Genomic DNA, 19,623 nt, shown 5'->3' with positions numbered 1-19,623 from the left:
GTTCCTGCCGTCAAGCGTAAGCGAGGCCGCCGGAAAGCGGCCGAGGGCGGAGAGGCGCAGGTCAGCCGCGGCTCGCGGGTGGGAACAGGCGTAGCCGGTGGGCGAGGGCCGCCGCCTCGCCGCGGCCGGTGACGGACAGCTTGGCGAGGATGTTGGAGACGTGCACGCTCGCCGTCTTCGGGGAGATGAAGAGCTCCTCGGCGATCTGGCGGTTGCTGCGGCCCACCGCGACCAGGCGCAGGACGTCCCGCTCCCGGCTGGTCAGACCGAGCGCCTCGGCGGGGTCGGCCGGAGCGGTGACGCGGATGGGCTCGGTGGGGTTCAGGGTGAGGCGGGCCCGCTGGGCGAGTCCGGTGATCGAGTCGGCGAGCGGACGCGCGCCGAGGCTCTCGGCCAGTTCCCCGGCCTGGCGCAGCAGTTGGGCGGCGCGGTCGCGGTCGGCGCTGTCCGAGGCGAGGAGGGATTCGGCGAGACGGAGGCGGACATGGGCGAGATCGTAGGGGCGGTCCAGGCAGGCGACGGCGGTGACCACGGCGGACCAGTCGGCGGGGCCGTCGCGGCCCTCGGCACGCAGGAGTTCGGCGCGGGTCCACTCGTCGTAGGCGCGCCAGAGCGGGATGGGGGTGGCGAGGGACTTGGTGATCCGGCGGATCCGTTCGAGGGCGGCGGGGCGGCCGGCCTCGGCGGCGGGCAGGCCGCGGGCGTCGGCCTCCATCGCGGCGGCGGCCAGGAGCAGCGGCCAGCCGTATTTGTAGGTGCCGAAGGGGAGGCCGGAGGCGAGGCCGCGTTCGATCTCGGCGCGGCCGTCGAGGATGCGGCCCTCGGCCGCCGCGATGCCCAGGGAGATGCGGGCCAGCGGGAGGATGTACTGCGGCTGCGGGTCGTGGCTGCCGTAGTGGTGGTAGGCGGCCTGGAGGTGCCGGGTGGCGGCGTCGTGGTCGCCGCGGTAGAGCGCCATACGGGCGGAGCACTGGGCGGCGGAGCCCCGGGGTTTGGCGCTCTGTACACAGCGGTGGGTGTGGGCGACGGCCTCGGCGGCCTCGTCCCAGCGGCCGAGGGAGACAAGGGATTCGGCGGCGTTGGCCCAGACCCAGCCCTCGGTGTCCATCAGGCCGTACTTCCGGCAGAACTCGATGCCCTCCATCGCGACCTTCACGGACTCGGCGGAGCGGCCGACGCCTTCCAGGGCGGAGGGGAGGTTGATGTGGGCGCGGCCGAGGTCGGTGACCAGGCCCTGTTCGACCACGCGGTCCCTGACCTCGTACATCTCGGCGAGGCCGGCTTCCGGGTCGCCCGCTTCGATGAGGAGGTTGCCGCGGGTGAGCCGGGCGTTGAGCTCGATGGTGTCGGCCTCGACCATGCGGGCGTACTCGACGGCCCGTTCGGCGGCGGCCATGGTCTCCGGGCCGGGGTCGTGCAGCATGCCCCAGGAGGCGCGGTGGACGAGCACGTCCGCGTGCACCTCGGAGGGCGGCAGGCCGCGCATCAGCTCCTGGGCCCTGGCGATCTCGTCCCAGCCGTCGCCGCGGCCCAGGGTGGAGACGAGGCGGGAGCGCTGGACCCAGAACCAGGCGGACCGCAGGGGGTCGTTCTCGCTGTCCAGGAGGCGCAGGGCGCGCTTGGTGATCTTCAGGGCGCGGTCGCGTTCGCCGCAGAGGCGTCCGGCGACGGTGGCCTCGGCCATCAGATCCAGATAGCGCAGCGAGGCGGTGGCGGGGTCGCAGCCGCAGGCAGGGTAGCCCTCGACGTAGTCGGCGGGGCGGAGTTCTCCGTGTACGTCGTCGGTGGCGTCGTCCCACAGTTCCATCGCCCGTTCGAGCAGGCGCAGTTGCTCGGCGTAGGCGTGCCGGTGGCGGGCCTCGACGGAGGCGCGCAGGACTGCGGGCAGGGCCTTGGCGGCGTCGTGCGCGTGGTACCAGTAGCTGGCGAGGCGGGCGGCGCGCTGGTCGGCGGCGACGAGCGCGGGGTCGGCTTCCAGGGCCTCGGCGAAGCGGCGGTTGATGCGGGAGCGTTCGCCGGGCAGCAGGTCGTCGCTGACGGCCTCGCGGACGAGGGAGTGCCGGAAGCGGTAGCCGTCGCCTTCGGGCGAGGCGAGGAGGATGTTGGCGCCGACGGCGGCGCGCAGCGCCTCGATCAGGTTGTCCTCGCTGAGCCCGGCGACCTCGGCGAGCAATGCGTACTCGACGGTGGAGCCGCCCTCGGCGACGATGCGCGCCACGCGCTGGGTGTCCTCGGGCAACTCCTCGACGCGGACGAGGAGCAGGTCGCGCAGGGAGTCGGTGAGGCCCGCGCAGCTGCTGCCGTGGGCGGCGACGGCGAGTTCCTCGACGAAGAAGGCGTTGCCGTCGGAGCGGTCGAATATCTCGTCGACCAGCGCCTGTTCGGGTTCGGCGGCGAGTATGCCGGCCATCTGGCGGGCGACCTCGTCCTTGCTGAGGCGACCCAGTTCGATGCGGCGCACCGTGCGCAGCCGGTCCAGCTCGGCGAGGAGGGGGCGCAGGGGGTGGCGGCGGTGGATGTCGTCGGCGCGGTAGGTGGCGATCAGGACGAGGCGGCCACCGCGCATGGTGCGGAAGAGATAGGCGAGGAGGTGGCGGGTGGAGGCGTCGGCCCAGTGCAGGTCCTCCAGGACGACGACGAGGGTGCGTTCGCGGGAGAGGCGCTCCAGGAGGCGGGCGGTGAGTTCGAAGAGCCGCGCCATGTCCTGCTCGTCGGACCGGCCCGCTCGGCCGTGGCCGTGCGGGGCGGGGCCGGCCAGTTCGGGCAGGAGGCGGGCGAGCTCCTCCTCCTGGCCCTCGGCCGCGGCGGCCAGCTCGTCGGGGAGCCGGCGGCGCAGGGCGCGCAGGGCGGTGGAGAAGGGGGCGAACGGCAGGCCGTCGGCTCCGATCTCCACGCAGCCGCCGAGTGCGACGACGGCACCCTGTCTCTCGGCGGCCTCCGTGAACTCCTCGACGAGGCGCGTCTTTCCGACGCCCGCCTCGCCGCCGAGCAGCAACGCCTGCGGCTCGCCCGTGCCGGGGCCCCCGACTCCTTCGAGCGGGGTCCCCGTGGCACGGGCGAGCGCTTCGTTCAGTACGCCCAGTTCGTCGGTGCGACCGACGAACACCGGGCTGACGGACCTGGTCTCCACGCCCGCGAGCATCGCACAGTGCGCGGACGGTCCGGCACCCCGTGTCCGCGGGACGGCCCCGGGCGCGGGCCGGTCCACCTCAGGCGGCCCGTGCGAAGCGGGACTTCCACAAGGACGCGCTCACCCGCCCCTCGGTTTCGTGGCGGACCGAGCGGCGGGCGGCGCGGATCCGGCGGGCCTCGCGGACCAGGCGGCGGCGGCCGGCCTCCCGGACGAGGTCGGCGGCGCGCAGCTGGTGCATCTCGTACTCGAACATCTCGTACCCCTTGGGTTGTCGGTGGTGCCATCGCTCTCTGCGATGACTCCACTCTCGTCTCCCAGGGGGGTCGCCCGCATCGGGCGAGTTCCGCATCTCCGGGGGGTGCGGGGCCTTAGGCATGAGGAAGGGCGGGCCGGGGGCCTTAGCCCCTGACCCGCCCCTGCCTTACCTAAGGCGCCATGTACGTACGAGGTGCCTCAGGACGGTGCCGACGGAAGGCCGAGCAGCAGGTCCGAGTACTTGGCGATGGCGAGGATCAGCCCGATCACACCGAGCACGACGCCCGCCCACGACACGGACTTGATCCACGGCGCCTGCTCCTTGCCGGGGGCGCCGAACGCGGGCTTGACCAGGACCACGAAGCCGATGACCAGGGCGGTGAGCGCGAAGATGCCGGCGATCAGCGCGGTGATCTTCCAGGAGTCGCCGTACAGGGCCTGGATCTGGTTGGCGACGCTCGCGGACTGGGCGGTCTCCAGCTGTCCGACGATGTTGGAGCGGGCCGCGGCGACCGTGCCGAGCCAGCCGCCGGAGAGGCCGATGACGCCGAGTGCGACGGAGACGACGGCCGCGGCGCCCTGGCCGACCCCGGCGGGCGTGGCGGACTTGGCGGGCCCGTCCGCGAGGTCGTCCGTCTCGTCGGACAGGTCCGTGTCCGTCTCGGCGTCGGCGTCGGTGTCGGCGCCGTCCCCGGCTTCGTCATCGGTGGCGTCCACGGCCTCGTCCTCGGACTTGGTGACGTCGACTTCGGGCGCCTCCGCCTCGGACTTGGTGACGTCGACTTCGGGCGCCTCCGCCTTCGGCGCCGACTTCTCGGCCCCGGTCACTTCCTCGGTCCCGGGGGCGTCCTTGGCCCCGGCCGCGTCCTCTGTCTTAGTACCCATGCGCCGCACCGTACGGACGGAGTATGAGAGCTTCCTTAACGAGCGCTGTCCGTGGAAGGAGTGGCGTCCCGTGCCGCACGCCACTCAGGAGCGAGGACGGACCACACCTCCATGTCGTGCCGCACCCCCTGCCAGGGGAAGCTCTCCCGCAGCACGCCGTCCCGGGTGAATCCGAGCCGCTCGGCGGCGGCCTTGCTCCGGTCGTTGAGGGATGACACCAGCCACTCCACGCGGTGCATGCCGCGCTGCTCGACCGCCCAGTCGATGAGGATCCGTGAGGCCTTGTTGACCAGCCCTCGCCCGGCGGCCGACGGTTCCAGCCAGACGCCGATCTCGCAGCCGTCGACGCTCGTGTCGAAGATCCGGAAGAGGACGCCGCCGACGAGCGTGCCGTCCAGCCAGATGCCGTAGAGGCGCCCGGTGTCGGAGGCCTGCTTGTCCGCGTACGCCTGGAGGAAGCTCGTCGCCGTCCGGAGGTCCTTCACGGTCACGGTGAAGGGCACCCACGGTCCCGCGTACTCACGCGCCCGCTCGATGTGCCCGGAGAACTCCTGCGCCTGCCACGGCTCGATCGGCCGCAGCTCAGCGCCCTCGCCCAGCGATATCGCGAACATCCCGCTCCCGCTCCTCAGGTCCACTCACGTCGTCCCGCGGCGCGTGCGTCCCGAGCCGCCGGGGGATCCTCGCACGCACGCCGCTCACATTCGAACGACTTTCGGGCGCCTCGATGCTGATGCGCGGCAGGAGGCGGTCCAGGCGCCGCGGCAGCCACCAGTTGGCGCCGCCGAGCATGTGCATGAGGGCGGGCACGAGCAGCGTCCGCAGGACGAAGGCGTCCAGGGCGACGGCCGCCGCGAGGGCGATGCCGAACATCGCGATGACACGGTCGCCGCTGAGCACGAAGGCGAGGAAGACGGAGATCATGATGACGGCCGCGGAGTTGATCACGCGGCTCGTCTCGGCGAGGCCGACCCGCACCGCGCGCCGGTTGTCGCCGGTCTCCAGCCACTCCTCGTACATCCGGCTGACCAGGAACACCTGGTAGTCCATGGAGAGCCCGAAGAGGACGGACACCATGATCACGGGCAGGAAGGGCTCGATCGGCCCGGCCGCGCCGAGTCCGAGCAGTTCGCTCCCCCAGCCCCACTGGAAGATCGCGACGACGACGCCGAACGCGGAGGCGACGGCGGCGACGTTCATCACGGCGGCCTTGAGCGGGATGCCGATCGAGCGGAAGGCGAGCAGGAGCAGTACGCAGCCGAGCCCGATGACGACGCCCACGAAGAGCGGCAGCTTCCCGACGATGACCTCCGCGAAGTCGTCGTAGCTCGCGGTGACGCCGCCGACCGCCACTTCCAGGGAGCTGTCCGCCTCGGCGGCGGGCAGCACGTCACCGCGCAGCCGGTCGACGAGTTCACTGGTCGCCTCGGACTGCGGGGAGGAGTCGGGGACGAGGGTGAGGAAGGCCGTGCGGCCGTTGTCGTCGTACGTCACCGGGCTCACGGAGGCGACGCCCTCGGCCGACCTCAGCGTCGTGGCGAGATCGGCGAGGGCGTTGCGGTCACCGGCGCCGTAGACCTCGCTGACCAGTGTCAGGGGGCCGTTCACGCCCGGCCCGAAGCCGTCGGCGAGCAGGTCGTAGGCCTGTCGGGTGGTGGCGGAGGAAGGGTTGTTGCCCTGGTCGGAGGTGCCCAGGTGTAGGGCGAAGGTGGGGAGCGCGAGCACCGCCATGACGAGGACCGCGCTACCGCCGAGGAGCTTGGGGTGGCGTTCCACGAAGGCGGCCCAGCGGGCGGCGAGCCCGGTCGGCAGCTCCGGCTGAGGCCCGTGCTCGGCGAGCCTGCGGCGTTCGCGGCGGCTGAGGGCGCGCGGCCCGATCCAGGAGAGGAGCGCGGGCAGCAGGGTCACGGACGCGGCGACGGTGAGGACGACGGTCAGCGAGGCGGCGATCGCGACGCCGTTCAGGAAGCTGAGCCGCAGGATGAGCATGCCGAGCAGGGCTATGCAGACGGTGGCGCCCGCGAAGACGACGGCGCGCCCGGTGGTGGCCACCGCCCGCTCGGCGGCCTCGGCCACGGGCAGACCGCGCTTGAGGCCCTTGCGGTGCCGGGTCACGATGAACAGGGCGTAGTCGATGCCGACGCCGAGGCCGATCAGCGTGCCCAGCATGGGCGCGAAGTCAGCGACAGTCATCACATGGCCGAGCAGCACGATGCCCGCGTACGCGGTGCCGACGGAGACCAGGGCGGTCGCGATGGGCAGGGCGGACGCGGCGAGCGAGCCGAAGGCGAGGAAGAGCACGACGGCGGCGACGGCGACCCCGACGATCTCGGCGGTCTGGGCGCTCTTGGACTCGGTGAGCCCGATGGCGGTGCCGCCCAGCTCGACCTGGAGGCCGTCGGACTCGGCGGCCTTGGCGGTGTCGACGACCTGCTGGGCGTCGGCCTTGTCGAGGTCGTCGGCCTGCTCGCGGAAGGTGACGGTGGCGTAGGCGGTGCGGCCGTCGTCGCTGATCCGACCCGCGCCCTTGCCGTCGCCGTCGCCGCCCTCGTCGTACGGGCTGGTCACGGAGGCCACGGCGGGCAGTTGGGCGATCTTGTCCAGGGCGTCGGACATGGTCTGCTCGACGTCGGCGGCACGGACGGAGGAGGGGTCGGAGGCACCGGAGGAGCCGGTGTGCCAGACGATGGTGTCGCTGTCGCCGCCGAGGCCGTGGAACCCCTTGTCCAGGAGCTGGGTCGCGCGGCCCGACTCGGTGCCGGGGACTTCGTAGTCGTTCGAGTACGCGGATCCGGCGACGGCGGCGGCCGTCGCGGCGCCGCCGAGGGCGACGAGCCAGAGCAGGACGGCGAGAAGGCGGTGCTTGACGCACCACCGTGCGAGTGCTGCCACGTACTGGCTCCCTGGATGATTCGTGGATCTTTGGCCGGGAACAGCACTGAATCAACTGAACAGCCCGCAAAGAACACATGAGAGGCGACATGAGCGCCGCCAACACCTTGACAGCCCTTGGAGATCCTTAGTCCCTTTCGTGGCCATACTCACAAGAGCACAAGGTGTGCGCGGAGGTATCCAGGGCAACTCCGCGCACCCATGCGCGCCGCTCATCAGCCCGAGACGCTCGCACGTCCGTTCTCGATGTGGCCCATGAGGCGGCGGCGGAAGGCGGTGTCGCGGTCGGTGGTGACCTCGACGTCGTACCAGCCGTGCTCGTCCTCGGTCCGCCAGGCGACGGTGCGGCTGCTGCCCGCCTTGACGCGGACGGTCCGCGTCCGGCGCCTGATGTCCTCGTCGTCCACGTATCCGAGCGGCTTGACCGTGAAGACCAGCTCCGCGCGGCCGCGGTTGGCCAGGGTGAGGTGGAGCTCGCGGCGGGTGATCGCGGAGGCGAGCCGCGCGCCGCCGTCCTTGCCGCCGCCCTGGCCTCCTCCCTGGGCTCCCTGGCTTCCCTTGCCGCCCGTGAACTCGCGGCGGAAGCCGTTCGGCCCCGTGACGGTGAAGGCGTACGTGTCACCGGGCACCGGCACGGTCCACGAGCCCTTGCGGACGACGTCCTGGTGCTGGGGGATCTTGAACTCGCCGGCGTAGGGATAGAGCGCGAAGTGCGCGCTGGAGCGCCCGCCATTGCTCAGCCGCACCGTGAGCGTGCCGTTCTCACCGGGCCGCACGTCCGCGTCGGGCTGGTACGGCAGCGGCCGGGCGCGCCGGACACCCGGCTCCTGGACCGGCATGGACTGCTTCACGGGCGGCTGCGGGGCCCAGCGCCCGCTGAACGCCGGGATGGCGCCGGGCTTCTCGACGTCCGGCTGCCGGTGGGCGCGCCGGAAGTCGAAGGCGCCGGTGAGGTCGCCGGTGACCTTGCGGCGCCAGGCGCTGATGTTGGGCTCCTTGACGCCGGTCCACTTCTCCAGGAAGCGCACGACGGAGGTGTGGTCGAAGACCTCGGAGCAGACGTAGCCGCCGACGGTCCACGGCGAGACGACGAGCATAGGCACGCGCGCGCCGAGCCCGGTCGGCTTCCCGTCCCAGCGCTCCTCCTTCTCCTCGGCGGAGTCACCGCCGGGCACGGGCGGCGGGACGTGGTCGAAGAAGCCGTCGTTCTCGTCGTAGTTGATGAAGACGGCGGTGCGGCGCCACACCTCGGGGTGCGAGGCGAGCGCGTCGAGGATCTTGTAGACGATGGTCGCGCTGTGGATCGGCGAGGAGACGCTGGGGTGCTCGGAATCCACCGCGGAAGGCACCAGATAGGTGACTTTCGCCAGCTTGCCGCCCGCGACGTCCTTGGCGAACTCCTCGGCGAGCCTGCCGGTCGGCACACGCCGCAGACCGCGCTCGAACAGGGACCGCTCGTGCCTGCTCAGCGTGGCGACGCCCTCCTCCAGGGTGGCGAGCAGCTTGGCGCGCTCGGTCTCGTCCCTGGCGTCGCGCACCTTGGCGTAGAAGGCCTCCATGAAGGTGAGGCCGGTCTTGGCGAGGACCTTGCGGGCGATGGCCTTGAAGGTGGTGAAGAACTCGATCTGGTTGTCGGTGAAGTTCTCCCACTCCGTGTACGTCCGCCAGCTCACGCCCGCCTTCTCCAGGCGCTCGGCGTACGTGCCCCAGCCGTAGCCGGGGTGGGTGCCCTCGGCGTAGGCGTCGTTGCCGACGGCCCGCTTGCCGTTCGCCTCGTAGCCCGTCCTGCCGCTCCACAGGTGGTTGCGGTTGGGGCTGGTGGAGGTGTGGATGGAGGAGTGGTAGGCGTCGCAGACGGTGAAGGTGTCGGCGAGTTCGTAGTGCAGCGGGATGTCCTCGCGCGTGTAGTACGCCATCGTGGCCGCCGTCTTGGCGGTGATCCAGCCGTCCATCCAGCCGTCGTGCCAGGCCTTGGCGCCGCCGCTCCAGGAGTGGTCGAGGTCGCCGATGTACTGGAGGTCCTTCTTCTGCGTCTCGGCGGCCTCGCGGACGGGGAAGGGCAGGATGGTGCGCAGCACGCCGGGCTGCTCGAACACGGACGTGCCGCCGGGCAGCCGGATGGCGTTGCGGTCGCCGAAGCCGCGCACGCCCCGCAGCGAGCCGAAGTAGTGGTCGAAGGAACGGTTCTCCTGCATCAGGATCACGACGTGCTCGATCGAGTCGAGACCGCCACCGCGCGGCGGCTCGTGCGCGAGCGCCTCCTGCAGCGAAGGCGGCAGGAAAGAGCCGACGGCGGCTGCGCCGAGCGCGCCGCCGCCGACCGCCATCAGGCGTCTGCGCGAAATCTCCGGAGTCACGTGCGACCTCCCAGTAGTCCTGCCAGTGGTCCTGGCCGACAGCAATGGTTCTCTGCTGATCCATTGACCTGTTCGGCGGGGACGCTAGTGACGTGACGTTTCCTTGTGAAGGCTGGGGGACAAAGTCGGGGTGAACGTCCAAAAGGTCCCGGACGCGACGGCCTCGCCCCGGGCTCCGGCGGCCGTCGGCGACGGCGTTGTCAGTGGCGGGTGCCATTCTCGGACGCATGGAGAGCACCGCGCGCTTCGCCGCCTTCACGGACCTGGTCGGGCCGCCGCCCGACGCTGTGCCCGCCGTCGACTGGGCCGCGGTCGAGGCCTGGCTGGAGGTCCCGCTCCCCGCCGACTACAAGGCGTTGGTGTCGGCGTACGGCCCGGCCGAAATAGGCCGCCCCCACTCCGCCCCTCACTCCGCCCCCCACTCCGCGTCCATCCGGCTGCACACCCCGTGCGTGAGCACCGACGGCCGCTATGAGTACGCCGCCTGGGTCCTGGAGACCCACCGGCACTCCGCGATAAGGCCCGGCATCTTCACCCGGGAGCAGCGCCGCTTCCTGCCCGACGACGGCGGCCTGCTCGCCTTCGCCACGACCTCGGGCGGCGACCACCTCTTCTGGGACACCTCGGTGTCGAAGGACCCCGACGCCTGGCCGGTGGTGCTCCTGACCACCTCTGTGGCGGTCGGCGGCGCGGACCCGTGGACGGCCTGTGAAGTCCCTCTGCTGGAGCTGCTGTTCGCGGCGGTCCGCGGCGGCGTGCCGAACCCCGGCGAGCCCGGCGGGCTCCTCGGCCCCCTGTCGCCCACCGTGCGCGTCTGGCCGCCCCTCGCCGCGGCCACGCCCTGGGCCCCGCCGCCCCGGGGCACGTATGCGGACGCCCGGCAGCACGCCGCGCTCACCGAGGGCGAGGGCCTGGAGGCGGTCACCGCGCTGATACCCCCGCCGCTCGCCCCGCATCTGGGCAACGGCACCTGGGAGCAGGTCTTCGAGCGGCTCGGCACCCGGCTGCCCCCGGACTTCGTGGCCCTCGGCGAGCGGTACGGCGCGGGGAACTGGAGCTGGTGGCTCGACATGCCGGCCCCGCTCGGCCTCGACCACCGGTTCGGCCTCGCCGCCAACGCCGAGGAGATGCTGGAGGGATACCGGTCCCTGCGCGAGGGGCACCCCCAGTACTACCCCATGCCCGCCTGGCCCGAGCCCGGAGGCTTTCTGCCGATCGCCTCGACCGTCGACGGGGACATGATCGGCTGGTGCGTCGAGGGCGAGCCCGAGCAGTGGCGCGTGGCCGTCAACCCCCGGCACACGGAACAGGGCCCGCCGCTGGACGGGAACTTCACCGAGACGCTGCTGAACTGGCTGCGCGGCGGCCCCGGCAACGCGGGCTTCCACGGCCTGCGCAAGGACCAGGACCCGCTGGAGGAGATGTTCTTCGAGCCGTTCGGAACGCCGCGGCCCGACGCGCCGTAGGGGTCTTGGTGGTACGCGAAAGGGGCGGCGCCCCTTTTCGGGTGCGCCGCCCCTCTCATGGCCGGAGCAGGGCTCAGCCCTCGCTGACGCCCAGCTTCTCCAGGATGAGTTCCTTCACGCGGGCCGCGTCGGCCTGACCGCGGGTGGCCTTCATGACCGCGCCGACCAGGGCGCCGGCCGCGGCGACCTTGCCGCCGCGGATCTTGTCCGCGACGCCCGGGTTGCCGGCGATGGCCTCGTCGACGGCGGCCGTGAGCGCGCCCTCGTCCGAGACGACCTTCAGGCCGCGCTTCTCGACGACCTCGTCCGGCGTGCCCTCGCCCTTCAGGACGGCCTCGATGACCTGGCGGGCCAGCTTGTCGTTCAGGTCACCGGAGGCGACCAGCTCGGTGACGCGGGCGACATGCTCCGGCGTGATCGCCAGCGAACCGAGGTCGACGCCCTGCTCGTTGGCGTGCCGGGCCAGCTCGCCCATCCACCACTTGCGGGCCGACGCGGCGTCCGCGCCCGCGTTGATGGTGGCGACGATCGGGCCGATGGCGTCGGCGTTGAGGATCGACTGCATGTCGTGCTCGGAGACGCCCCACTCCTCGCGGAGACGGTTGCGGCGCAGCCGCGGCAGCTCCGGGAGTCCGGCGCGCAGCTCCTCGACCCACTCACGGGACGGGGCCACGGGGACGAGGTCGGGCTCCGGGAAGTACCGGTAGTCCTCGGCGTTGTCCTTGATGCGGCCGGAGGTCGTGGAGCCGTCCTCCTCGTGGAAGTGGCGGGTCTCCTGGATGATCGTGCCGCCGGAGGACAGCACCGCGGCGTGGCGCTGGATCTCGTAGCGGGCCGCGCGCTCCACGGAGCGCAGCGAGTTGACGTTCTTCGTCTCGCTGCGCGTGCCGAACTTCTCCTGGCCCTGGGGACGCAGCGAGAGGTTGACGTCGCAGCGCATCTGGCCCTTGTCCATGCGGGCCTCGGAGACGCCGAGCGCCTTGATGAGCTCGCGCAGCTCGGCGACGTACGCCTTGGCGACCTCGGGGGCGCGCTCGCCCGCGCCCTCGATCGGCTTGGTGACGATCTCGATGAGCGGGATGCCGGCGCGGTTGTAGTCCAGGAGGGAGTGCGAGGCGCCGTGGATACGGCCCGTCGCGCCACCAACGTGCGTGGACTTGCCGGTGTCCTCCTCCATGTGGGCGCGCTCGATCTCCACGCGGAAGACCTCGCCGTCCTCCAGCTGGACGTCCAGATAGCCGTTGAAGGCGATCGGCTCGTCGTACTGGGAGGTCTGGAAGTTCTTCGGCATGTCCGGATAGAAGTAGTTCTTCCGGGCGAAGCGGCACCACTCGGCGATCTCGCAGTGCAGCGCGAGGCCGATCTTGATGGCGGACTCGACGCCGATCTCGTTGACGACCGGCAGCGCGCCGGGCAGGCCGAGGCAGGTCGGGCAGGTCTGGCTGTTCGCGTCCTGCTGGAGCGTCGTCGAGCAGCCGCAGAACATCTTGGTCTTGGTGCCGAGTTCGACATGGACCTCAAGGCCCATGACGGGGTCGTACGTCGCGAGGGCTTCCTCGTACGACACCAGGTCAGTAGTGACAGTCACGGTGAAACTTTCCCTCTCAGCCCAGCAGGACGTCGTCGTCGCCGAGGCGCTTGAGCTCACGCAGGAGCAGCGCGACGCCCGTGGCGATGGCGGCAGCGGAGACGACGGCGTCCACAAGGCGAAGCGTGTCGTGTTCAAAGCGGGCCTTCTTGGCCTGCTTGAGCACGGAGACCGCGCCGAACGCGGTGGTGCCGATCGACAGATACGTACCGGTCTTGGACTTCTTGAAGCCCTTGGCCTTGTTCAGTGCGCTCACAGCGACGGTGCCTCCTCCAGCAGCGGGTGCCCCCACTTTTCCACGAAGGCGGCCTCGACGGCGGCTCCCACCTTGTACAGGCGGTCGTCCTTCATGGCGGGGGCGATGATCTGCAGTCCGACGGGCAGGCCGTCCTCCGGCGCGAGGCCGCAGGGCAGCGACATGGCGGAGTTGCCCGCCAGGTTGGTCGGGATGGTGCACAGGTCGGCCAGGTACATGGCCATCGGGTCGTCGGCGCGCTCACCGATCGGGAAGGCGGTGGTCGGCGTCGTCGGGGAGACGATCACGTCGACCTGCTCGAACGCCTTCTCGAACTCCTGCGTGATGAGCGTACGGACCTTCTGGGCGCTGCCGTAGTACGCGTCGTAGTAGCCGGAGCTGAGCGCGTACGTACCCAGGATGATGCGGCGCTTGACCTCGTCGCCGAAGCCGGCCTCGCGGGTGAGCGCGGTGACGTCCTCGGCGGACTTCGTGCCGTCGTCGCCGACGCGCAGGCCGTAGCGCATGGCGTCGAACCGGGCGAGGTTCGAGGAGCACTCGGAGGGCGCGATCAGGTAGTACGCGGACAGGCCCAGGTCGAAGGAGGGGCAGTCCAGCTCCACGACGGTGGCGCCGAGCGACTTGAGCAGCTCGACGGACTCGTTGAAGCGCTGGACGACACCGGCCTGGTAGCCCTCGCCGGAGAACTGCTTCACGACGCCTACGCGCATGCCCTGTACGGAGCCGTTGCGCGCCGCCTCGACGACCGGCGGGACCGGGGCGTCGATGGACGTCGAGTCCAGCTCGTCGTGGCCGGCGATGGCCTCGTGCAGCAGCGCGGCGTCGAGGACGGTGCGGGCGCAGGGGCCGCCCTGGTCCAGGGAGCTGGAGAAGGCGACCATGCCGTAGCGGGAGACGCCGCCGTAGGTGGGCTTGACGCCGACCGTGCCGGTGACGGCCGCGGGCTGGCGGATGGAGCCGCCGGTGTCCGTGCCGAGGGTGAGGGGGGCCTCGTAGGCGGCGAGGGCGGCGGCGGAGCCGCCACCGGAGCCGCCGGGGATACGGGTGAGGTCCCAGGGGTTGCCGGTCGGGCCGAAGGCGCTGTTCTCGGTGGAGGACCCCATGGCGAACTCGTCCATGTTGGTCTTGCCGAGGATGACGACGTCGGCGGCCTTCAGCTTCTTGGTGACCGTCGCGTCGTACGGCGGGATCCAGCCCTCGAGGATCTTGGAACCGACCGTGGTCGGGATGCCCTCGGTGGTGAAGATGTCCTTGAGCGCGACGGGGACGCCGGCCAGCGGGCCGAGCTTCTCGCCCTTGGCGCGCTTCTCGTCGACGGCGCGGGCCTGCGCGAGGGCGCCCTCACGGTCGACGTACAGGAAGGCGTGCACCTTCTCGTCGACGGCGTCGATACGGGCCAGGTGGGCCTCGGTGACCTCGACGGCCGTCAGCTCGCCGGAGGCGATCCTCGACGCGATCTCGGCGGCGGTGAGCTTGATGATGTCCGTCATGTTCTTAGTCCTCCCCCAGGATCTGCGGCACCTTGAAACGCTGCTGCTCCTGGGCGGGGGCGCCCGAGAGCGCCTGCTCGGGGGTGAGCGACGGACGGACCTCGTCCGCGCGCATGACGTTCGTCAGCGGCAGCGGGTGCGAGGTCGGCGGTACGTCTTGGTCGGCGACCTCCGAGACGCGGGCGACCGCGCCGATGATGTCGTCGAGCTGTCCGGCGAAGTGGTCGAGCTCCTCGGCCTTCAGCTCCAGACGTGCAAGGCGGGCGAGGTGGGCGACCTCCTCGCGCGTGATGCCAGGCATGCGGCGATCCTCAGGGGTGAGTTTGCGGGTTGTGGCCCCAATCCTATGGGTCGGGGTGGCATGGCCGTTAAACGGTTTCCCCGAGGGCGTCCGGCAGGGCGCCCGGCGGCCGCCCCACCCGCGGCGCCGCGCGCCGGACCGAGCCCGGCCGGAGAGCCACCGGACGGCTACTTGACCACGTGCCCCGAGGACTCCCCCACGTCGGAGCCTTCAGCAAGCGCCGCCTCCTCCGCCGCCAGGTCCACGGGGCGCCGCCATCCGCGGGACCCCCGCGCCCGCAGCCACGCGGTCGTCTCCTCCGGAGGCATCGCCGCGGCGACCAGCCAGCCCTGGACCGCGTCGCATCCGAGGTCCCGCAGCCGCTCCCACGTCTCGTCGTCCTCGACGCCCTCGGCGACGACGAGCAGCCCCAGCGAGTGCGCGAGGTCGACCGTGCAGCGGACGATCTCCGCGTCCTCGTTGTCGACGGCGAGCCGCGCCACGAAGGAACGGTCGATCTTCAGCTCGCTGACGGGCAGCCGCCGCAGGTGGACCAGCGAGGAGTACCCCGTGCCGAAGTCGTCGAGCGACATCTTGACGCCGTGGCCGGTGAGACCGGCCAGGGTGTCCGCGGCGCGCTGCGGGTCCTCCAGGAGCACGTGCTCCGTTATCTCCAGCTGGAGCGCCCCCGCGGGGACCCCGTGCCGGGCCAGGCGCGCCGCGACCGCGCCCGCGAAGCCCGGCGTGTGGACGTCGCGCGGCGAGACGTTGACGGCGACCGGGACCTTCAGGCCCTGCGCCTGCCACTTGGCCACCTGGCCGAGGGCCGACTCCAGGACGTACTCCGTCAGGTGCGGCATGAGGCCGGACGATTCGGCGATGGCGATGAACTCGTCCGGCGGCACCTTGCCGCGCTCGGGGTGCACCCAGCGCACCAGCGCTTCGAGGCCCGCGACCTTGCCGTCGAAGCGGACCTTGGGCTGGTAGTGCAGTTCGACGTCGCCCGCGTCCAGCGCCCGCCGCAGGTCGCCGAGGAGTCCGAGCCGGTCCGGGGTGTTGGAGTCCCGCTTGGACTCGTACACCTCGACGCCCGTGCGGTCCCTCTTCGCCTGGTACATCGCCACGTCCGCCCGCCGCAGGAGCCCTTCCGCGTCGAGCGCGTGGTCGGGGAAGACGGCGAGGCCCGCGCTGGCCTCCAGGACGAGGGTGAGGCCGTCGAGGTCGAGCGGTGAGCCGAGGGCCGCGACCAGTTGGCGTGCCACGCGCGTGGCGGACGTCGTGGAGTCGGCGATGGGGAGCAGCACGGCGAACTCGTCGCCGCCGAGCCGGGCCGCCTCCGCGCCGCGCGGCAGCGCGAGCCGCAGCCGGTCCGCGATCTGCAGCAGCAGCCGGTCACCGGCGAGATGCCCGAGGGTGTCGTTGACCGACCGGAAGCGGTCCATGTCGATCAGCATCAGGGCGGACCGTGCCCCGATCCGCTCGGCGTCGTCGAGTGCCGTCCAGGTCCGCTCCAGCAGCCACTGCCGGTTGGGCAGTCCGGTGAGCGGGTCCCTCAGCTGCTCCTCCGCCCGGGCGCGGGCGATCCACAGGGTGGAGTCGAGCGCGACCAGCGGGATCGCGAAGAGGGGCAGCAGGATCGGCAGGGAGATGGCCACCACACAGATCAGCGGTGCGATGCCGAGCAGTGCGATACCGAGAAGACCTTGTCTGACCAGGGCCGTTCGGGTGACGGTCGGCAGGGCGCCGGTGCGCGGCGCGTGGACGTACCAGAGCAGTACGCGGGTGACGACGAGGTAGGCGACGGCGACCAGGGCCACTTCGGGGGCGGTGTACAGGTCCCAGGTCTCGGGCAGCCAGGGCGATTCGGCCGTCGGTGAGGTGCCGAACGCGGTCAGGGTGAGCGCGCCCGCGCCGATGCCGAGGATGTCGACCGCGCCGTGCAGCACGCCCTGGCGCCAGCGGTGTCTGCGCGCGACACCGACGAGGACGACGACGGTGAGGCTGACCATTCCGGCGGGCACCCAGCCGTACAGCAGGAGTACGGCGACGGTGAGCGCTCCGCCGGAGCCCGTGCCGCCCCACCAGCGGTCCCGGCCGAGGGCGACGAGGTGGCCGACGATGAGTCCGGTGAGGACGGCTAGGGACCAGCCGGCCGTGCCGGAGGGGAACAGCGTGTGCCGGCCCGTGAAGGCCTGGAAGAAGCCCGTGCCCAGCAGGATCGCGGCCGCCGTGACGACCAGGACGGGCAGCAGCGGCCAGGGGTCGCGGGGGTCCTCCTCGGTGGGGCCGCCCACCAGGGCCACGGCGCTCTCGGTGCCGCGTCCGGTGGGAGGGGCGGTCCAGGCCCGCTCGCGGGGTTCGATGACGGTGCTCAGCGCCCCGGGCGCCGTCCCGCCCGTGGTGCCCGGGTCGGCGGTCCGCACGGTCCGGCGGCCGCGCAGCCAGGTGCCCGGCGCGCGCCACCGGCGCGCGCGCAGCGGTGAGTCCGGGGCGGCGCTCTCGGTCGGTTCCATTCCCGTCCCTCTCACAGCCGGCGGTGCCCACGCCAAACGGACTCGGCCCAAAGGCGGCCGGGTCCGAAAATCCGTCCCCGTGCTCTCGACGAGCAAGGGGATGCACTGCTCCCGAACTCGTGCCGAGCAGGGGATGCCCCCTTCCATGCTCTTGTTGAGCAGGAGATACCCCGTTCGCAGCGGGGCACGGCAGGCGCACACCTCAACAGTAGGCCGCAGAAGGCTTCCACGGGCAGCGGTCGACTACGGTTGCCCGAATGCGACCCGGCCACCCGTATGCATCTGGTATGCGCTGAACGGGTGGCCTTCAACCGCTACTCCCCGGTCGGGAGCGCGACTTCCCTCGCCGCGTCCGGTCCCTGTTCCAGCAGCACAACGAAGCCTTCCTCGTTGAGAACCGGAACCTTCACCTGCATCGCCTTGTCGTACTTCGAACCCGGGTTGTCCCCCACGACCACGAAGGATGTCTTCTTCGAAACGGAACCGGTCACCTTCGCGCCCCGGGTCTGCAGCGCCTCTTTCGCGCCATCCCGGGTGTAGTGCTCAAGCGTTCCGGTGACGACGACCGTGAGGCCCTCCAGGGGGCGGGGGCCCTCGTCCTCGCCGCTCGACTCCTCCTCCATGCGCACCCCGGCCGCCCGCCACTTGCGGAGGATCTCGCGGTGCCACTCCTCGGTGAACCACTGTTTGAGGGAGGCGGCGATGATCGGGCCCACGCCCGCCACGTCCGACAACTCCTTCTCGGTGGCCTGTTCGATGCGGTCGATGGAGCGGAACTCGCGGGCCAGCGCCTCGGCGGCCACCGGGCCGACGTGCCGGATCGAGAGCCCCGTGAGGACGCGGGCGAGCGGGCGCTCCTTGGCCGCCGCGATGTTCTCCAGCATGGCGAGGGTGTTCTTCTTCGCCTCGCCCTGCTGGTTGGCGAAGAAGGTGACGACCTTCTCCTCGCCGGTCTTGGGGTCGCGCTTGGGCAGACCGGAGTCCTGGTCGAGGACGTAGGACTTGATGGGGAGCAGCTCCTCGACCTTCAGGTCGAAGATGTCGCCCTCGTCGAGGATCGGCGGCTCGGCGGGCTCCAGGGGCCTGGTCAGCGCGGCCGCGGCGACATACCCGAAGTTCTCGATGTCCAGGGACTTGCGGCCCGCGAGGTAGAAGAGACGTTCGCGCAACTGGGCCGGGCACAACTGGGCGTTGGGGCAGCGGAGGTCGATGTCGGCCTCCTTCATGGGCCGCAGCGCCGTGCCGCACTCGGGGCACTCGGCGGGCATCTCGAACTCCCGCTCGGTGCCGTCCCGCAGGTCCACGACGGGGCCGAGGATCTCCGGGATGACGTCACCGGCCTTGCGGATGACGACCGTGTCGCCGATGAAGACGCCCTTCTTCTTCACCACGTCCTGGTTGTGCAGGGTCGCGAACTCGACCTCGGAGCCCGCGACGGTGACGGGCTCCACCTGGGCGTACGGCGTGACGCGGCCGGTGCGGCCGACGCCGACGCGGATGTTGATGAGTTTGGTGTTGGCCTCCTCGGGCGCGTACTTCCAGGCGATCGCCCAGCGCGGGGCGCGCGAGGTGGAGCCGAGGCGGCCCTGGAGCGGGATCTCGTCGAGCTTGACGACGACGCCGTCGATCTCGTGCTCCACGGAGTGGCGGTGCTCTCCGAAGTACGCGATGAAGTCCTGGATGCCCTGGAGGTCGTCGACGACCTTGTTGTGCTGGGCGGTGGGCAGGCCCCACTCGTGCAGCAGCTCATAGGCGTGGCTGAGGCAGTCGATGTCGAAGCCCTCGCGGGCGCCGATGCCGTGCACGACCATGTGCAGCGGGCGGGTGGCGGTGACGCGCGGGTCCTTCTGGCGCAGCGAACCCGCCGCCGCGTTGCGCGGGTTGGCGAAGGGCTTGTCGCCCGCATCCACCAGGCGGGCGTTCAGCTCGTCGAACTTCTCCATCGGGAAGAAGACCTCGCCGCGGATCTCCACCAGGGCGGGGACGCGGTCGCCCTTGAGGCGCTGCGGGATGTCGGCGATCGTGCGGACGTTCGGCGTGATGTCCTCGCCGGTGCGGCCGTCGCCGCGGGTGGCGGCGCGGGTCAGCCTGCCGTGCTCGTACGTGAGGTTGACGGCGAGGCCGTCGACCTTCAGCTCGCACAGGAAGTGGTGGTCCGGGGTGCCGACATCCTTGGCGACGCGGTCCACCCAGGCGGCGAGCTTCTCGTCGTCGAAGGCGTTGTCGAGGGAGAGCATGCGCTCGCGGTGCTCGACCGCCGTGAACTCCGTCTCGTACGAACCGGAGACCTTCTGGGTGGGTGAGTCCGGCGTCCTCAGCTCCGGATACTCCTCCTCCAGGGCTTCGAGGGAACGCAGGAGCCTGTCGAACTCGGCGTCGCTGACGACCGGCTGGTCCTTCACGTAGTACCGGAAGCGGTGCTCCTCGATCTGTTCGGCCAGCCGGGCATGGTGATCCCGTGCCTCGGCGGGCACAGAGCCTTGCTGTTCGACAGCCACCGTTTCGTCC

The 19,623-nt window shown here is 71.4% G+C and carries 13 protein-coding genes; 1 reads left to right on the top strand and 12 read right to left on the bottom strand.

Annotation, left to right across the window (positions count from 1 at the left end):
• Positions 1 to 61 precede the first annotated feature (61 nt).
• From ACWDZ7_RS30590 to ACWDZ7_RS30565, 6 genes are all read right to left on the bottom strand, one after another.
• Positions 62 to 3,142: a helix-turn-helix transcriptional regulator gene (locus ACWDZ7_RS30590; protein ID WP_451801455.1), complete on the bottom strand. Its 3,081-nt coding sequence runs from the start codon at positions 3,140 to 3,142 to the stop codon at positions 62 to 64.
• 67 nt (positions 3,143 to 3,209) lie between these two features.
• Entirely contained in the window at positions 3,210 to 3,386 is a 177-nt protein-coding gene (locus ACWDZ7_RS30585; RefSeq protein ID WP_451801453.1) for a hypothetical protein, read from the bottom strand.
• A 200-nt stretch (positions 3,387 to 3,586) separates the two neighbouring features.
• Positions 3,587 to 4,273: a hypothetical protein gene (locus tag ACWDZ7_RS30580; protein ID WP_451801451.1), complete on the bottom strand. Its 687-nt coding sequence runs from the start codon at positions 4,271 to 4,273 to the stop codon at positions 3,587 to 3,589.
• Positions 4,274 to 4,308: 35 nt separating this feature from the next.
• Positions 4,309 to 4,887, bottom strand: a complete 579-nt coding sequence (locus ACWDZ7_RS30575; RefSeq protein ID WP_451801450.1) for a GNAT family N-acetyltransferase — start codon at positions 4,885 to 4,887, stop codon at positions 4,309 to 4,311.
• Positions 4,856 to 7,165: an MMPL family transporter gene (locus ACWDZ7_RS30570; RefSeq protein ID WP_451801449.1), complete on the bottom strand. Its 2,310-nt coding sequence runs from the start codon at positions 7,163 to 7,165 to the stop codon at positions 4,856 to 4,858. Before ACWDZ7_RS30570 ends, ACWDZ7_RS30575 begins: the two co-directional genes overlap by 32 nt.
• 215 nt (positions 7,166 to 7,380) lie before the next feature.
• A complete protein-coding gene (locus ACWDZ7_RS30565; RefSeq protein WP_451801448.1) occupies positions 7,381 to 9,522 on the bottom strand; it encodes a phosphocholine-specific phospholipase C in 2,142 nt (713 codons plus the stop codon).
• 227 nt (positions 9,523 to 9,749) lie between these two features.
• On the opposite strand from ACWDZ7_RS30565, the gene ACWDZ7_RS30560 reads away from it, so the two are divergent.
• A complete protein-coding gene (locus ACWDZ7_RS30560) occupies positions 9,750 to 10,988 on the top strand; it encodes an SMI1/KNR4 family protein (protein WP_451801446.1) in 1,239 nt (412 codons plus the stop codon).
• A 73-nt stretch (positions 10,989 to 11,061) separates the two neighbouring features.
• Here the strand turns inward: ACWDZ7_RS30560 and gatB are convergent, their stop codons facing one another.
• The 6 genes from gatB to ligA all read right to left on the bottom strand — a co-directional run bounded on the left by gatB (position 11,062) and on the right by ligA (position 19,613).
• Positions 11,062 to 12,576 (bottom strand): Asp-tRNA(Asn)/Glu-tRNA(Gln) amidotransferase subunit GatB, encoded by a 1,515-nt coding sequence (gatB, locus tag ACWDZ7_RS30555; protein ID WP_451801445.1) that lies wholly within the window; start codon positions 12,574 to 12,576, stop codon positions 11,062 to 11,064.
• Positions 12,577 to 12,592: 16 nt separating this feature from the next.
• Positions 12,593 to 12,832: a hypothetical protein gene (locus ACWDZ7_RS30550; protein WP_451801444.1), complete on the bottom strand. Its 240-nt coding sequence runs from the start codon at positions 12,830 to 12,832 to the stop codon at positions 12,593 to 12,595.
• Positions 12,829 to 14,322: an Asp-tRNA(Asn)/Glu-tRNA(Gln) amidotransferase subunit GatA gene (gene gatA, locus ACWDZ7_RS30545; RefSeq protein ID WP_451801442.1), complete on the bottom strand. Its 1,494-nt coding sequence runs from the start codon at positions 14,320 to 14,322 to the stop codon at positions 12,829 to 12,831. Before gatA ends, ACWDZ7_RS30550 begins: the two co-directional genes overlap by 4 nt.
• A 4-nt stretch (positions 14,323 to 14,326) precedes the next feature.
• Entirely contained in the window at positions 14,327 to 14,623 is a 297-nt protein-coding gene (gene gatC, locus ACWDZ7_RS30540) for an Asp-tRNA(Asn)/Glu-tRNA(Gln) amidotransferase subunit GatC (RefSeq protein ID WP_010984178.1), read from the bottom strand.
• 167 nt (positions 14,624 to 14,790) lie between these two features.
• Positions 14,791 to 17,115: a putative bifunctional diguanylate cyclase/phosphodiesterase gene (locus ACWDZ7_RS30535; RefSeq protein ID WP_451801440.1), complete on the bottom strand. Its 2,325-nt coding sequence runs from the start codon at positions 17,113 to 17,115 to the stop codon at positions 14,791 to 14,793.
• Between the two features lie 314 nt (positions 17,116 to 17,429).
• The gene (gene ligA, locus ACWDZ7_RS30530) at positions 17,430 to 19,613 is read right to left on the bottom strand and encodes an NAD-dependent DNA ligase LigA (protein WP_451801438.1); all 2,184 of its coding nucleotides are present in this window, start codon (positions 19,611 to 19,613) and stop codon (positions 17,430 to 17,432) included.
• Positions 19,614 to 19,623: the final 10 nt, after the last annotated feature.

The organism is Streptomyces sp. NPDC003032, from assembly GCF_053591415.1.
The sequence above is the reverse complement of the archived record's forward strand: the minus strand, read 5'-3'. Positions and strand labels throughout refer to the sequence as shown.

Coding starts and splice junctions, on each gene's coding strand:
- ACWDZ7_RS30560 (WP_451801446.1), top strand. CDS start 9,750: ATGGAGAGCACCGCGCGCTTCGCCGCCTTCACGGACCTGGTCGGGCCG.
- ACWDZ7_RS30580 (WP_451801451.1), bottom strand. CDS start 4,273: ATGGGTACTAAGACAGAGGACGCGGCCGGGGCCAAGGACGCCCCCGGG.
- gatC (WP_010984178.1), bottom strand. CDS start 14,623: ATGCCTGGCATCACGCGCGAGGAGGTCGCCCACCTCGCCCGCCTTGCA.
- ACWDZ7_RS30535 (WP_451801440.1), bottom strand. CDS start 17,115: ATGGAACCGACCGAGAGCGCCGCCCCGGACTCACCGCTGCGCGCGCGC.
- ACWDZ7_RS30575 (WP_451801450.1), bottom strand. CDS start 4,887: ATGTTCGCGATATCGCTGGGCGAGGGCGCTGAGCTGCGGCCGATCGAG.
- ACWDZ7_RS30585 (WP_451801453.1), bottom strand. CDS start 3,386: ATGTTCGAGTACGAGATGCACCAGCTGCGCGCCGCCGACCTCGTCCGG.
- ACWDZ7_RS30590 (WP_451801455.1), bottom strand. CDS start 3,142: ATGCTCGCGGGCGTGGAGACCAGGTCCGTCAGCCCGGTGTTCGTCGGT.
- gatA (WP_451801442.1), bottom strand. CDS start 14,322: ATGACGGACATCATCAAGCTCACCGCCGCCGAGATCGCGTCGAGGATC.